Annotated in this window: 14 protein-coding genes; 12 read left to right on the forward strand and 2 right to left on the reverse strand. The window is 60.8% G+C overall.

The annotated features are described in order from the left end of the window. Positions 1–26 precede the first annotated feature (26 nt). From AC4PS6_RS11325 to AC4PS6_RS11335, 3 genes are all read left to right on the forward strand, one after another. Positions 27–1,085 carry a PA0069 family radical SAM protein gene (locus AC4PS6_RS11325; RefSeq protein ID WP_014716320.1) on the forward strand — a complete coding sequence of 353 codons (1,059 nt, stop codon included), beginning with the start codon at positions 27–29 and terminating at the stop codon, positions 1,083–1,085. Positions 1,086–1,313: 228 nt separating this feature from the next. Beyond that, positions 1,314–2,045 carry a carbonic anhydrase gene (locus AC4PS6_RS11330; RefSeq protein ID WP_003187331.1) on the forward strand — a complete coding sequence of 244 codons (732 nt, stop codon included), beginning with the start codon at positions 1,314–1,316 and terminating at the stop codon, positions 2,043–2,045. Between the two features lie 85 nt (positions 2,046–2,130). Then, positions 2,131–3,672 (forward strand): SulP family inorganic anion transporter, encoded by a 1,542-nt coding sequence (locus AC4PS6_RS11335; protein ID WP_014716321.1) that lies wholly within the window; start codon positions 2,131–2,133, stop codon positions 3,670–3,672. 68 nt (positions 3,673–3,740) lie between these two features. Here the strand turns inward: AC4PS6_RS11335 and AC4PS6_RS11340 are convergent, their stop codons facing one another. Beyond that, on the reverse strand, positions 3,741–4,388 hold the full coding sequence (locus tag AC4PS6_RS11340) for a hypothetical protein (RefSeq protein ID WP_003187334.1): 648 nt from the start codon (positions 4,386–4,388) through the stop codon (positions 3,741–3,743). A 369-nt stretch (positions 4,389–4,757) separates the two neighbouring features. On the opposite strand from AC4PS6_RS11340, the gene coxB reads away from it, so the two are divergent. The 4 genes from coxB to AC4PS6_RS11360 all read left to right on the forward strand — a co-directional run bounded on the left by coxB (position 4,758) and on the right by AC4PS6_RS11360 (position 9,137). Further along, complete coding sequence (gene coxB, locus AC4PS6_RS11345) at positions 4,758–5,885, forward strand: cytochrome c oxidase subunit II (RefSeq protein ID WP_014716323.1); 1,128 nt, start codon at positions 4,758–4,760, stop codon at positions 5,883–5,885. 58 nt (positions 5,886–5,943) lie between these two features. After that, positions 5,944–7,527 (forward strand): cytochrome c oxidase subunit I, encoded by a 1,584-nt coding sequence (gene ctaD / locus AC4PS6_RS11350; protein WP_003187339.1) that lies wholly within the window; start codon positions 5,944–5,946, stop codon positions 7,525–7,527. A 135-nt stretch (positions 7,528–7,662) separates the two neighbouring features. Continuing rightward, positions 7,663–8,214 (forward strand): cytochrome c oxidase assembly protein, encoded by a 552-nt coding sequence (locus AC4PS6_RS11355; RefSeq protein WP_003187340.1) that lies wholly within the window; start codon positions 7,663–7,665, stop codon positions 8,212–8,214. Positions 8,215–8,249: 35 nt separating this feature from the next. Then, entirely contained in the window at positions 8,250–9,137 is an 888-nt protein-coding gene (locus tag AC4PS6_RS11360) for a cytochrome c oxidase subunit 3 (protein ID WP_014716325.1), read from the forward strand. Positions 9,138–9,143: 6 nt separating this feature from the next. On the opposite strand, the gene AC4PS6_RS11365 is transcribed toward AC4PS6_RS11360, so the two are convergent. After that, entirely contained in the window at positions 9,144–9,347 is a 204-nt protein-coding gene (locus tag AC4PS6_RS11365; RefSeq protein WP_003187345.1) for a twin transmembrane helix small protein, read from the reverse strand. 31 nt (positions 9,348–9,378) lie between these two features. On the opposite strand from AC4PS6_RS11365, the gene AC4PS6_RS11370 reads away from it, so the two are divergent. The 5 genes from AC4PS6_RS11370 to AC4PS6_RS11390 are packed head-to-tail and all read left to right on the forward strand — an operon-like array spanning position 9,379 to position 13,302. After that, a complete protein-coding gene (locus AC4PS6_RS11370; RefSeq protein ID WP_336827182.1) occupies positions 9,379–10,143 on the forward strand; it encodes an SURF1 family protein in 765 nt (254 codons plus the stop codon). Beyond that, complete coding sequence (locus AC4PS6_RS11375) at positions 10,109–10,693, forward strand: PA_0111/PP_0108 family redox-active disulfide protein (protein ID WP_014716327.1); 585 nt, start codon at positions 10,109–10,111, stop codon at positions 10,691–10,693. The genes AC4PS6_RS11370 and AC4PS6_RS11375 overlap by 35 nt, the downstream gene beginning before the upstream one ends. Positions 10,694–10,703: 10 nt before the next feature. Continuing rightward, positions 10,704–11,783 (forward strand): COX15/CtaA family protein, encoded by a 1,080-nt coding sequence (locus tag AC4PS6_RS11380; RefSeq protein WP_096142994.1) that lies wholly within the window; start codon positions 10,704–10,706, stop codon positions 11,781–11,783. Beyond that, positions 11,771–12,670 carry a heme o synthase gene (cyoE, locus tag AC4PS6_RS11385; protein WP_336827181.1) on the forward strand — a complete coding sequence of 300 codons (900 nt, stop codon included), beginning with the start codon at positions 11,771–11,773 and terminating at the stop codon, positions 12,668–12,670. The genes AC4PS6_RS11380 and cyoE overlap by 13 nt, the downstream gene beginning before the upstream one ends. After that, positions 12,667–13,302, forward strand: a complete 636-nt coding sequence (locus AC4PS6_RS11390) for an SCO family protein (protein ID WP_122300900.1) — start codon at positions 12,667–12,669, stop codon at positions 13,300–13,302. The genes cyoE and AC4PS6_RS11390 overlap by 4 nt, the downstream gene beginning before the upstream one ends. Positions 13,303–13,399 lie beyond the last annotated feature (97 nt).

Raw genomic sequence — 13,399 nt, forward strand, 5'->3', positions numbered from 1 at the left:
TATAAAAACAGTATCGAGGCGTTTTCATGTCTACTGCGCTGCCGCCCCGTGGCCGGGGTACGGCCACCAACCTGCACAATCGCTTTGCACCCACCGTCAGCGTGGCCGAGGACGACGGTTGGTACCAGGAAGTGCCGCCGACCCAAGGCACCGAAGTGCGTATCGAAACGGCCAAGACCATCATCACCCGCAACACCTCCCCGGACTTGCCGTTTGATCGGTCCATCAATCCGTATCGCGGTTGTGAACATGGTTGCATCTACTGCTATGCACGGCCCAGCCATGCCTATTGGGACATGTCGCCCGGGCTGGACTTTGAAACCAGATTGATTGCCAAGAGCAACGCGGCCGATGTGCTGGAACAGCAGTTGTCGAAGCCGGGCTACGTGTGTGCGCCGATCAACCTGGGCTCCAATACCGATCCGTACCAGCCAATCGAGCGCGAATACCGGATCACCCGGCAAACCCTTCAAGTCCTGCTGCGCTACCGCCACCCAGTGACGATCATCACCAAGGGTTCGCTGATCCTGCGCGACCTCGACCTGCTGACCGAGTTGGCCCGCCAGCGCCTGGTGGCGGTGATGATCAGCCTCACCAGCCTGGACGATGAGCTCAAGCGCATCCTGGAACCGCGCACCGCAGCGCCCAAGGCACGGCTGCGGGCGATTCGGGTAATGCGCGACGCGGGTATCCCGGTGGGCGTGCTGTGCTCGCCAATGATCCCGATGATCAACGACAGCGAGCTGGAGAGCCTGCTTACCGAAGCTCACGCGGCCGGCGCACAAAGCGCGGCGTATATGATGCTGCGCCTGCCGTTGGAGGTGGCGCCGTTATTCGAGGAGTGGTTGGCGGCCCATTACCCCCAGCGTGCGGCCCATGTGATGAGCCTGGTGCGCCAGGTGCGCGGGGGTGAGGTGTATGACAGCCGGTTTGGCGTGCGCATGCGTGGTGAGGGGCCGTTTGCCGATTTGCTGGCGCAGCGTTTCAGCAAGGCAATCAAGCGCCTGGGGCTGAATCGGCGGGAAGGGTTCAACCTCGATTGCACGGTGTTTTGCCCACCGGGCAGGCAGATGGCTTTGTTGTAGACTGATGGAGAGACGTGCACCTTTGCTGTAGGAATAGTCGCGTTTTGACATCACTGAAACCCGCGTTCTAGAGCGGTTCATTCAGTTTGAGTTAAGTTTCGACGGTTACCTTGTTCAGCGAGTGACTGATGAGTCGGCGGCCTGGCCGGTGCTTGTTTTACAACTATTTCACCGCCATGGCGTCGAACTGACCTGAACCCTCCCCTGCATTGATCAAGAGGATGAATCATGAGTGACAAGGATAAACAGCCGTTGGCTGCGTCGGCTTCAGCCCCTCAGGTGGCGGAATCCGCCGATGCAGCGCTGCAGCATATCGTTGACGGCTTTTTGCATTTCCATCACGACGTCTTCCCCCAGCAGGAAGAACTCTTCAAGAAACTCGCCACCGCCCAGAGCCCACGGGCGATGTTCATCACCTGCGCCGACTCGCGCATCGTGCCCGAGCTGATCACCCAAAGCTCCCCAGGCGACCTGTTCGTGACCCGTAACGTCGGTAACGTGGTGCCGCCTTACGGCCAGATGAACGGTGGTGTTTCCACGGCCATCGAGTACGCGGTGCTCGCCCTTGGCGTACAGCACATCATCGTGTGCGGGCATTCGGACTGCGGCGCCATGCGTGCGGTGCTCAACCCCGACAGCCTGGAGAAGATGCCAACGGTCAAGGCCTGGTTGCGTCACGCCGAGGTCGCCAAGACAATGGTCCATGACAACTGCGACTGCGCCAACGAAGGCGAGAGCATGGCGGTGCTGACCGAAGAAAACGTTATCGCCCAACTGCAACATTTGCGCACCCACCCTTCCGTGGCTTCGCGCATGGCCAATGGTCATTTGTTTATCCATGGTTGGATCTACAACATCGAGACCAGCGAAATCCGGGCCTACGATGCGGACAAAGCGGCGTTCCGACCGCTGAACGGCACCGAGCCGATCCCTTCAGCGACGCCTAAAGCGCGCTTCTAAAACACTTCCCTGCCGGGTAATGCGGTGGCTGCCATGGATGCAGCCAGGCTTTACCGCGCCCGGCGAATGCCTCGGGAGAGTCATCATGCGTGCTGCTCAATTGAAAGCTGTATTGCCACGGGAGCTGCTCGCCTCGGTGGTTGTTTTTCTGGTCGCCTTGCCACTGTGCATGGGCATCGCGATTGCGTCCGGCATGCCGCCGGCCAAAGGCCTGATCACTGGCATCATCGGCGGCTTGGTGGTGGGCTGGTTGGCCGGCTCGCCGCTGCAAGTCAGCGGCCCGGCGGCGGGTCTGGCGGTACTGGTGTTCGAACTGGTGCGCCAGCACGGCATGCTGATGCTGGGGCCGATCCTGTTGCTGGCCGGCTTCCTGCAATTGGTGGCCGGGCGTTTGCGCCTGGGCTGCTGGTTTCGCGTCACCGCGCCGGCGGTGGTCTACGGCATGTTGGCCGGCATTGGCGTGTTGATCGTGCTGTCGCAGATCCATGTGATGCTCGACGGCGCGCCCAAGCCGTCAGGGCTGGATAACCTGGCTGGCTTCCCGGCAGCGCTGGCTGAAGCGATTCCTACCTTCGGCGGCGGTCTCGGCTGGCAGGCTGGCGTACTCGGCCTGTCGACGATGTTGGTGATGTACCTGTGGGACAAATTCCGCCCGCAACAACTGCGGTTTGTGCCTGGCGCGTTGCTTGGCGTGGGCCTGGCGACCGTCGCCAGCCTGGTGCTGGCGTTGCAGGTCAAGCGCGTGGAAGTCCCGGAAAACCTGGCGGACGCTATCGACTGGCTGCGCCCCAGCGACCTGCTGAACCTGGCAGATCCACAGCTTTTGATCGCGGCATTCGCCGTGGCGTTTATTGCCAGTGCCGAAACCCTGCTGTCTGCCGCAGCGGTGGACCGTATGCACAGTGGTCAACGTTCCGATTTCGACAAGGAATTGTCGGCCCAAGGCGTGGGCAACATGCTCTGCGGCCTGGTGGGTGCATTGCCAATGACCGGTGTGATCGTACGCAGCTCGGCTAACGTCCAGGCTGGTGCTACCACGCGTCTGTCGGCGATGTTCCATGGCCTGTGGTTGCTGGGTTTCGTGCTTTTGCTGTCGAGCGTGCTGCAGAGCATTCCGGTCGCGAGCCTGGCGGGTGTTCTGGTATACACCGGGATCAAGCTGGTAGACGTCAAGGCGTTCAAGGCGCTGGGGCGCTATGGGCGGATGCCGATGTTCACCTATGCGGCCACCGCGCTGGCAATCATCTTTACCGATTTGCTGACCGGCGTGCTGGTGGGCTTCGGGCTCACATTGCTCAAGTTGGCCTTCAAGGCCTCGCGCCTGAAAGTCAGCCTGATCGACCTGCCCCAGGAAGGTGAGATGGAGCTGCGTTTGACGGGGGCGGCGACCTTTCTGAAGGTGCCGGCGTTGACTCAGGTGTTGTCGGCGGTGCCTGCGGGGACCACCCTGCATGTGCCGTTGAGCAACTTGAGTTACATCGACCACTCTTGCCTGGAGTTGCTGGAAGAATGGGGCCGGGCCAATGCGGCCAAGGGCTCGACGTTGGTGATCGAGGCGCGTGGGTTGAAGCGTCGGCTGGAAGGTCGGGTGCGAACGACAGTGGGGATCGGCTCAGCGCCTGCCTGACCCTTCAAAAAACTGTGGGAGCCGGGCTTGCCCGGCTCCCACATTGAATCCCCTATCGGATCTGAAGTCTATGCCGGCTGATCCAGCGACAGCTCAACCCCAAGCTGGCGCGACAGGCATGGCCAGCGCTTCCAGGACGCTTCGGTCTGCGGGCTCTTGAGCTGTTCGCGATAGGCCTCGACCGACTCCAGCGCAAAGCTTTCCTCGTTAAGCATCTCATCCACCGCCAGGTGCACGGCTTCATCCAATTGATTGGCGAAGTCTTCACCGATCAGTTGATGGGCGATCACGTTGGCCACGGTGGTATCCGCTGGAATCAACGGCTGGCCAAAATGCTTGATATACAGATCGTTTACTTCTTCGACCAGGCGATGCGCCAGGTAGGCCTCATCCAGCAGGCCATCAAGGCCGTCGTGGCCGGCCAGAATCGCTGGCGGCTGCAGGAAGAAATGTTCAGCGATTTTCAGTACCGGTTTGATCTGGCTTTCAATCCCGGCCTCACGGGCCACGTCATTGGCGGCGTCGAGCAAATCAGGAACCAGGTCGATGTAAGCGGTCACAAAACGGGTCATGACCATGTTGCGATCACCGTCAGCCAGGGCGATGGACGAATGCAGGTGCGGCACTTGTTTTTTCAGCTGGCTGACGAGCTGGCCGGTGCTGGCTTCGTGTTGATGGGCACGGGAAATCTGCTCGCGCAATGCGGCGGTGTTCATGAGGGCTCCAGTGAAGCAGGCGTAGGAAAAGGGAGAAGATAAGGTAGTTCGTTTATACGAGCGCCTAAGACGCATTTGTCATAATTATTTCATGGTTATAGGCAGGGGTTATATCGAAATGCCATCGTTCGTCGGATAAACGATTCCGCTGCCTATTTTACGGGCTCCGTCTGTCTGTTTCTATTCATTTGCCCCCACACATTGCGGGGTTGCTACGGCTGTCTATACTCGATTTTGTACGCAATTAGCTGATGACGCCCAACTGCATGACGCAGGCAAGGCTTGGCGGTTGTAAGCAGTATGGAAGCCGCTCCCTTCGCCGCAGGTGCAAACCGGCGGGATAACAAGAAACATAAAGGGGAACCCGCAATGACGCGACATCCACACGTTTGGATGGGCCTCCTGTTGTGGTCGGTATTCGGCCAGGCGCACGCCGCCTGGACTACGAATATGGCGCCAGGGGCTACTGAAGTCAGCCACGCTGTGTTTGACCTGCACATGACCATTTTCTGGATCTGTGTGGTGATCGGCATCGTCGTGTTTGGCGCGATGTTCTGGTCGATGATCCTGCACCGTCGGTCCACGGGCCAGGTAGCGGCCAAGTTCCACGAAAGCACCACCGTGGAAATCCTCTGGACCGTGGTGCCCTTGCTGATCCTGGTGGCCATGGCTATTCCGGCCACCAAGACCCTGATCAACATCTACGACAGCAGTGAGTCGGATATCGATATCCAGGTCACCGGCTATCAGTGGAAGTGGCACTACAAATACCTGGGTCAGGATGTGGAGTTCTTCAGCAACCTGGCCACCCCCGCCGAGCAGATCCATAACCAGGCCACCAAGGGTGAGCACTACCTGTTGGAAGTCGACCAGCCGCTGGTATTGCCGGTGGGCGCCAAGGTGCGCTTTCTGGTGACCGCTGCCGATGTGATCCACTCCTGGTGGGTGCCGGCCTTTGCGGTCAAGCGCGATGCTATCCCTGGCTTCGTCAACGAGGCCTGGACCCGCGTCGAGAAGCCCGGCATCTACCGTGGCCAGTGCGCCGAACTGTGTGGCAAGGACCATGGCTTCATGCCCATCGTGGTGGAGGTCAAGTCCAAGGCCGACTACGACACCTGGCTGGGGGAGCGCAAGGAGGAGGCCGCCAAGCTCAAGGAGTTGACCTCCAAAGAATGGACACTGGACGAACTGGTGGCACGTGGCGACAAGGTCTATCACACCACTTGCGTGGCCTGTCACCAGGCCGAGGGCCAAGGCTTGCCACCGATGTTCCCAGCGCTCAAGGGCTCGAAAATCGCCACCGGGCCGGCCAAAGACCATCTGAGCATCGTGTATCACGGCAAGCCCGGCACCGCGATGGCAGCCTTCGGCAAGCAGCTCTCTGAAGTGGATATCGCCGCTGTGGTGACCTATGAGCGTAACGCCTGGGGCAATAACAAAGGCGACATGGTCACGCCCAAAGACGTGCTGGCTCTGAAACAGGCCCAAAGCAAATGACGACTTTCATTGCCAATGCCCTGAATCGCCCCGCTCACTCGCTTGCAGGAGAACGGCCATGAGCACTGTGATCGACCACGGTCATGCCGACCACGCCCACGGCCCCGCCAAAGGCTTGATGCGCTGGGTGCTGACCACCAACCACAAAGACATCGGCACCATGTACCTGTGGTTCGCCTTCACCATGTTCCTGCTCGGCGGCTCGTTCGCCATGGTGATCCGCGCCGAGTTGTTCCAGCCGGGCCTGCAGATCGTGCAGCCGGCGTTCTTCAACCAGATGACCACCATGCACGGGTTGATCATGGTATTCGGCGCGGTGATGCCGGCGTTTGTCGGCCTGGCCAACTGGATGATCCCGTTGATGATCGGCGCGCCGGACATGGCCCTGCCGCGCATGAACAATTTCAGCTTCTGGCTGTTGCCGGCGGCGTTCCTGTTGCTGGTGTCCACCTTGTTCACGCCCGGCGGCGGGCCGAATTTCGGCTGGACCTTCTACGCCCCGCTCTCCACCACTTATGCGCCGGAAAGCGTGACGTTCTTTATATTTGCCATCCACCTGATGGGCATCAGTTCGATCATGGGCGCGATCAACGTGGTCGCCACCATCCTCAACCTGCGTGCGCCGGGCATGACCCTGATGAAAATGCCGCTGTTCGTGTGGACCTGGCTGATCACCGCATTCCTGCTGATCGCGGTGATGCCGGTACTGGCGGGCTGCGTGACCATGATGCTGATGGACATTCACTTTGGCACCAGCTTCTTCAGTGCGGCCGGTGGTGGTGATCCGGTGCTGTTCCAGCACGTGTTCTGGTTCTTCGGGCATCCCGAGGTGTACATCATGATCCTGCCGGCCTTTGGCGCCGTCAGCTCGATCATCCCTACCTTCTCGCGCAAGCCGCTGTTCGGTTACACCTCGATGGTCTACGCCACCGCGAGCATCGCGTTCCTGTCGTTCATCGTGTGGGCGCACCACATGTTCGTGGTGGGCATTCCGCTGGTGGGTGAGCTGTTCTTCATGTACGCCACCCTGCTGATTGCCGTGCCCACGGGCGTGAAGGTGTTCAACTGGGTCAGCACCATGTGGCAAGGCTCACTGACGTTCGAGACGCCGATGTTGTTTGCGGTGGCCTTTGTGATCCTGTTCACCATCGGCGGCTTCTCCGGGCTGATGCTGGCGATTGCCCCGGCGGACTTCCAGTACCACGACACCTACTTTGTGGTGGCGCATTTCCATTACGTACTGGTGCCCGGCGCGATCTTCGGGATCTTCGCTTCTGCCTACTACTGGCTGCCGAAATGGACCGGCCATATGTACGACGAAACCTTGGGCAAGCTGCACTTCTGGTTGTCTTTCGTGGGCATGAACATGGCGTTCTTCCCCATGCACTTTGTGGGGCTGGCCGGTATGCCGCGCCGAGTGCCGGACTACAACCTGCAGTTCGCTGACTTCAATATGGTCTCGTCCATTGGTGCCTTCATGTTCGGCGCCACGCAGATCTTCTTCCTGTTCATTGTCATCAAGTGCATCCGTGGCGGCCCGCCTGCGCCGGCCAAGCCGTGGGATGGCGCCGAGGGCCTGGAATGGAGCGTGCCCTCACCCGCGCCGTATCACACCTTCACCACGCCGCCGGAGGTCAAATGAAGCCCTCCCTATACTCCCCCTGTGGGAGCGGGCTTGCCCGCGATGGCGGTAGGTCAGGCGCTGAATCTACCAGCCCTCAGGCCTTCATCGCAGGCAAGCCAGCTCCCACAGAAAGTCCAAAGCCAGGTGGGCGCCATGGCTGACTCCGTCCCGCTCAAGCGCCTGGTCACCCGCCTGCTGATCCTGGTGCTGGCGATGTTCGCCTTTGGCTTCGCCCTGGTGCCGATCTACGACGTGATGTGCAAGGCGTTCGGCATCAACGGCAAGACCGCCGGGCAGTACGAGGGTGAGCAAATGGTTGACCCCTCGCGCCAGGTGCGGGTGCAGTTTCTGTCCACCAACGCCATCGACATGGTCTGGGAATTCCACTCCAAGGCCGATGAGATTGTGGTCAACCCCGGTGCAGTCAACGAGATGCTGTTCGTGGCCTACAACCCCACCGATAAGCCGATGACAGCCCAGGCGATACCCAGCATTTCCCCGGCCGAAGCGGCGATGTACTTCCACAAGACCGAATGCTTCTGCTTTACCCAGCAAGTGTTGCAGCCCGGTGAGCGCATTGAGATGCCCGTACGTTTCATCGTCGACCGCGCGATGCCCAAGGATGTGAAGCATTTGACCCTGGCGTACACGCTGTTCGATATCACTGCGCGCCAGCCGCCCGTGGCCGTCAGGACCGGGGGCTAGCTACTGTTTGCCCCCTCAATCAGGAGAGCGAATACATGTCGACTCATGATACGTACTACGTACCAGCGCAAAGCAAATGGCCAATAATTGCCACGATTGGCCTGCTGGTCACCGTGTATGGCCTGGCCGTGTGGTTCAACGACTTGAAGGCCGCGCGGCCCGAATCCCACGGGCCGTGGATCTTTTTCGTCGGCGGTTTGTTGCTGGCCTATATGCTGTTTGGCTGGTTTGGCGCGGTGATCAAGGAAAGTCGCGCCGGGCTGTACAGCGCGCAGATGGACCGCTCGTTCCGCTGGGGCATGACCTGGTTCATCTTTTCGGAGGTGATGTTCTTCATCGCCTTTTTTGGTGCGCTGTTCTACGTGCGCGTCTGGGCCGGGCCTTGGTTGGCGGGCGAGGGGCCCAAGGGCATTGCCCACATGCTGTGGCCGAACTTTGAGTTTGCCTGGCCCCTGCTGAACAACCCCGACCCTAAGCTCTACCCTGCGCCCAAAGGCACCATCAGCCCCTGGGGCCTGCCATTGGTGAACACCATCTTGCTGGTGAGTTCCAGCGTGACCATCACCATTGCCCACCATGCCCTGCGCAAAGGCCATCGTGGTGCGCTGAAAGTCTGGCTGGCGATCACCGTGCTGCTGGGCTTGGCGTTTCTTGGATTCCAGGCCGAGGAATACATCCACGCCTACAAAGAGTTGGGCCTTACCTTGGGTTCGGGGGTGTACGGCGCGACGTTCTTCATGCTCACGGGCTTTCACGGCGCCCACGTGACCATCGGCACCATCATTCTGTTTGTGATGCTGATGCGTATCCTGCGCGGGCATTTCAATGCCGAGCACCAGTTCGGTTTTGAGGCGGCCAGTTGGTATTGGCACTTTGTGGACGTGGTGTGGATCGGGCTGTTTTTCTTTGTCTATGTGCTGTGACGCCGCTTACCACGGCGCATGAGAGACCAATTGGCCGCTGAAAAAGCCCCAGGCGATCAAGCCCACGGTGATCACGGCCAGCGTGACACGCACGGTCAAGGCAGTGACGAGGCGGTTGGAGTTGCCCTCGTCCTTGACCAGGAAGAACAAGCCACTGAACAGGCTCACGACGGTCGCGATCAGCATCAGGGCAATGGCGGCTTTGAGCATGGTCTGGCTCCGGGCTAATTGGGGAGGGGCGATGAGATCGAGTATAGCCAGTGCCATGCAACGCTTTCGCCCGGGCATCGCGCCGACGCTGGTGGTACTGGTGTTGCTGCCGTTGATGGTGGGCCTGGGGTTTTGGCAATTGTCCCGCGGGCACGAAAAGCAACTGTTGGTAGACCGTTATGCCGAGCGCCGCGCCGCCGAGCCGGTCAGCAGTGCTCAGCTCAATGACATGGCTGATCCAGCCTTCCGTCGCGTTCACCTTCGCGGGCAACTGGATGATGCACACAGCGTATTGCTGGATAACCGCATGCGTGACGGCAAGGCCGGTGTCGAGTTGCTGCAACCCTTTCATGACCAGGCCAGCGGCCTGTGGCTGTTGCTCAATCGCGGCTGGCTGCCCTGGCCGGACCGGCGTATCGCGCCCGCCTTTACAACCCCTGAACAGACGCTGAACCTCGACGCCTGGGTGTACGTCGCCCCCGGCGAGACCTTCCAACTGCATGCCGACCCGGCCAGCACGCAATGGCCGCGCCTGCTGACCGCGCTGCACCCTGCCGCCTTGTGGGGCGAGCTGGGGCGCAGTGGCTTTGCCTATGAGCTGCGTGCCGAAGCGGGCCCCGGTACCTACGAAACCAGCTGGCCTGTGGTCGCCATGGGCCCGGAAAAACACCTGGCCTACGCTGTGCAATGGTTCGCCATGGCCATGGCGTTGCTGGCGCTTTACCTCTACCTCGGATGGCATAACAAAAAGGAGAAGCCCCATGGGAGCGGTCATGAATCCACCCAGCACATCTGACACGCCTGATCGGCGCAAGGGGCGCTGGCAGCTGATTTTGATCCTGATGATGGTGATCGGCCCGATGGTGCTGGCCACCTTCATGTACAAATTGCAGTTCTGGGTGCCGGACAGCCGCAGCTATCACGGCGAACTGATTGGCAACGGCCAGACCCGCGCCGACATCGGCGTGCAGGCCGATGAACAGCGCTGGCAACTGCTGGTCACCGCCCCCACCGCCTGTGCTGCCAATTGCCAGCAACTGGTCTACCTGGCGCGTCAGCTGCAGATCAGCCTTGGCCGTGATGCATCCCGTGCCAGCCATGCCCTGGCGGGTGCGCAACCGTTGAGCGGCGAATACGAGGCCAAGCTCAAAGCCGAATATCCACAGCTGCAGCGCTACCCGCTGGATGTGTCGACCTTTACCAGGAACGCTGCCGCGCCTGGCGATGCGCAATTGTGGATCGTCGACCCCCACGGCAATCTGGTGCTGCGCTACGACGCCAAGGTCAAGGGCAAGGACTTGCTCAACGATCTGCGCTTGCTGCTGAAACTGTCGAACATCGGATAAGGGCACCCTCATGGCCAAGCCTGGATTTCGCCTCGCGCTGTTTGCCACGTTACTGGCGTTGTTTGTCGTGCTGCTCGGTGCTTATACCCGCCTGACCCACGCCGGCCTCGGCTGTCCGGACTGGCCGGGCTGCTATGGCTTTATCAGCGTGCCGCAAAGCGAAGCCCAACTGGCTCATGCCGAGTTGCACTTTCCCGACACGCCGGTGGAGGCCGACAAAGGCTGGGCCGAGATGACCCATCGCTACTTCGCGGGCAGCCTGGGCCTGTTGATCGCGCTGCTGGCGGCGCGTTCGTGGCGTCATCGACGCGATCCGGGCCAGCCGGTGAAGCTGCCGCTGTTCCTGCTGGCGGTGGTGTTCGCCCAAGCGGCGTTTGGCATGTGGACCGTGACCTTGAAGCTCTGGCCGCAAGTGGTCACAGGGCATCTTTTGGGCGGCTTTGCGACCTTGAGCCTGCTGTTTCTGCTGACCCTGCGGCTGTCCGGCGTACTACCGGCGCTGGTCGTGCCCAAGCGCCTGCAATATTGGGCAACGGCGGGCCTGGTGCTGGTGATCGGGCAGATCGCCCTGGGCGGCTGGGTCAGTTCCAACTACGCCGCGGTGGCCTGTGTCGATTTGCCCACCTGCCACGGCCAATGGTGGCCGGCAGCGGACTTCGCCAATGGTTTTCACCTGACCCAGCACATCGGCCCCAATTACCTGGGGGGGCAGCTCGACAGCGAAGCGCGCACCGCCATCCACCTGACGCATCGCATCGGCGCCGTGCTGGTCACGCTGGTGCTGCTCGGTTTGGCCTGGCAACTGCGGGCAGTGGGGATGACGCGCCTGGCCGGCTTGTTGTTGATCGCCCTGGCCGCGCAGATCTGCCTGGGGGTGAGCAATGTGGCGTTCGGCCTGCCGCTGCCGGTGGCGGTCGCGCACAACGCTGGCGGGGCAACGTTGTTGATGACGCTGGTGCTGGTCAATTATCACGCGCGCACCAGCCTGGTTCGGGTGCGTCACCCGCGCCTGTTCGGCTGGCGTTTTATCCCGCGCAAACAGGTGTCAGGCCTGATCACCCTTAAAGGAGAACTGCCATGGCGGCCGTGATCGGCGCACGTCGCGACCGGGCGATCTGGCGTGACTATTTGGAGCTGACCAAGCCCAAAGTGGTGGTGCTGATGCTGATCACTTCGCTGGTGGGCATGTTCCTTGCCACCCGCGCCGGTGTGCCCTGGACAGTGCTGGTGTTCGGCAACCTCGGCATTGCCCTGTGTGCCGGCGGCGCGGCGGCGGTCAATCATGTAGTGGATCGACGGATTGATGCCGTGATGGCGCGCACTCACAAGCGGCCGATGGCTGAGGGGCGTGTCTCGCCGATGGCTGCGTTAGCGTTTGCGTTGTTCCTGGCTATTGCAGGATTGGCCCTGCTGCTGGTGTTCACCAACCCGCTGGCGGCCTGGCTGACCTTGGCTTCGCTGCTGGGTTATGCGGTGATCTACACCGGCTTTCTCAAGCGAGCGACGCCGCAGAATATCGTCATCGGCGGTCTGGCCGGTGCGGCCCCGCCGCTGCTGGGTTGGGTGGCTGTCACTGGGCATGTGAGTGCCGAACCCTTGCTGCTGGTGCTGATCATCTTCGCCTGGACTCCGCCACACTTCTGGGCCCTGGCTATTCACCGCAAAGAGGAATACGCCAAGGCCGACATCCCGATGCTGCCGGTCACCCATGGCGAGCACTACACCAAGGTGCATATCCTGCTGTACACCTTCGCCCTGCTGGCGGTAAGCCCGATGCCCTACGTTATCCACATGAGCGGGCTGCTCTACTTGGGCTTTGCGCTGGTATTGGGGGCGCGCTTTCTGCAATGGGCCTGGGTGTTGTACCGTGGCAGCCAGCCGCACGCGGCGATCAACACGTTCAAGTACTCTATCTGGTACTTGCTGCTGCTGTTTATCGCCCTGCTCGTAGACCACTACTTATTGTTGAACCTATGACTCGAACTCAAAAAACCGTCTTCATCCTCGTGGCCCTGGTGGCGTTGATCATGGGCCTGACCGTCAACAAAGTGCTCTCGGGCAAAGGCCAGGGCGACCCCACTGCGCTGATCGACGCCGGCATCATTCTGCTGCCGCAAAGCCGCCAGTTGCCAGCGGTAACCATGACTGACCAGGAAGGTCAGCCGGTGGTGGTCAATGAGTTGAAGGGCAAGTGGAGCCTGCTGTTTTTCGGTTACACCTTCTGCCCGGATATCTGCCCGACCACCCTCGCCCAGCTTCGCCAGATCAAGAGCGAACTGCCCAAAGAGGCTGTGGATAAGTTGCAGGTGATCCTGGTGAGCGTCGATCCGAACCGCGATACCCCGGCGCAGCTCAAGCAGTACCTGGGTTACTTCGACCCACAGTTCCAAGGCCTGACTGGCGCGAATGTGGAGGATGTACAGAAGGTTTCGAATGCGGTGAGCATTCCCTTCATTCCGGCGGATACCAGCAAGCCGAACTACACCGTCGACCACAGCGGTAACCTGGCACTGATCGGCCCGGATGGTACCCAGCGTGGGTTTATTCGTGCGCCATTGAACAACCAGAAGCTGGCGGCGCAGTTGCCGGGGTTGCTACAGCGCAAGTGAGCACCTGATGATCGTTCCAACGCTCTGCGTGGGAATGCAGTTAGGGACGCTCTGCGTCCCCAAGCGTGACGCAGAGCGTCACAAGAGCGTTCCCACG

The organism is Pseudomonas sp. DW-iso17, assembly GCF_058725345.1.

Coding starts and splice junctions, on each gene's coding strand:
- AC4PS6_RS11325 (WP_014716320.1), top strand. CDS start 27: ATGTCTACTGCGCTGCCGCCCCGTGGCCGGGGTACGGCCACCAACCTG.
- ctaD (WP_003187339.1), top strand. CDS start 5,944: ATGAGCACTGTGATCGACCACGGTCATGCCGACCACGCCCACGGCCCC.
- coxB (WP_014716323.1), top strand. CDS start 4,758: ATGACGCGACATCCACACGTTTGGATGGGCCTCCTGTTGTGGTCGGTA.
- AC4PS6_RS11390 (WP_122300900.1), top strand. CDS start 12,667: ATGACTCGAACTCAAAAAACCGTCTTCATCCTCGTGGCCCTGGTGGCG.
- AC4PS6_RS11370 (WP_336827182.1), top strand. CDS start 9,379: ATGAGATCGAGTATAGCCAGTGCCATGCAACGCTTTCGCCCGGGCATC.
- AC4PS6_RS11355 (WP_003187340.1), top strand. CDS start 7,663: ATGGCTGACTCCGTCCCGCTCAAGCGCCTGGTCACCCGCCTGCTGATC.
- AC4PS6_RS11360 (WP_014716325.1), top strand. CDS start 8,250: ATGTCGACTCATGATACGTACTACGTACCAGCGCAAAGCAAATGGCCA.
- cyoE (WP_336827181.1), top strand. CDS start 11,771: ATGGCGGCCGTGATCGGCGCACGTCGCGACCGGGCGATCTGGCGTGAC.
- AC4PS6_RS11335 (WP_014716321.1), top strand. CDS start 2,131: ATGCGTGCTGCTCAATTGAAAGCTGTATTGCCACGGGAGCTGCTCGCC.
- AC4PS6_RS11375 (WP_014716327.1), top strand. CDS start 10,109: ATGGGAGCGGTCATGAATCCACCCAGCACATCTGACACGCCTGATCGG.
- AC4PS6_RS11365 (WP_003187345.1), bottom strand. CDS start 9,347: ATGCTCAAAGCCGCCATTGCCCTGATGCTGATCGCGACCGTCGTGAGC.
- AC4PS6_RS11330 (WP_003187331.1), top strand. CDS start 1,314: ATGAGTGACAAGGATAAACAGCCGTTGGCTGCGTCGGCTTCAGCCCCT.
- AC4PS6_RS11340 (WP_003187334.1), bottom strand. CDS start 4,388: ATGAACACCGCCGCATTGCGCGAGCAGATTTCCCGTGCCCATCAACAC.
- AC4PS6_RS11380 (WP_096142994.1), top strand. CDS start 10,704: ATGGCCAAGCCTGGATTTCGCCTCGCGCTGTTTGCCACGTTACTGGCG.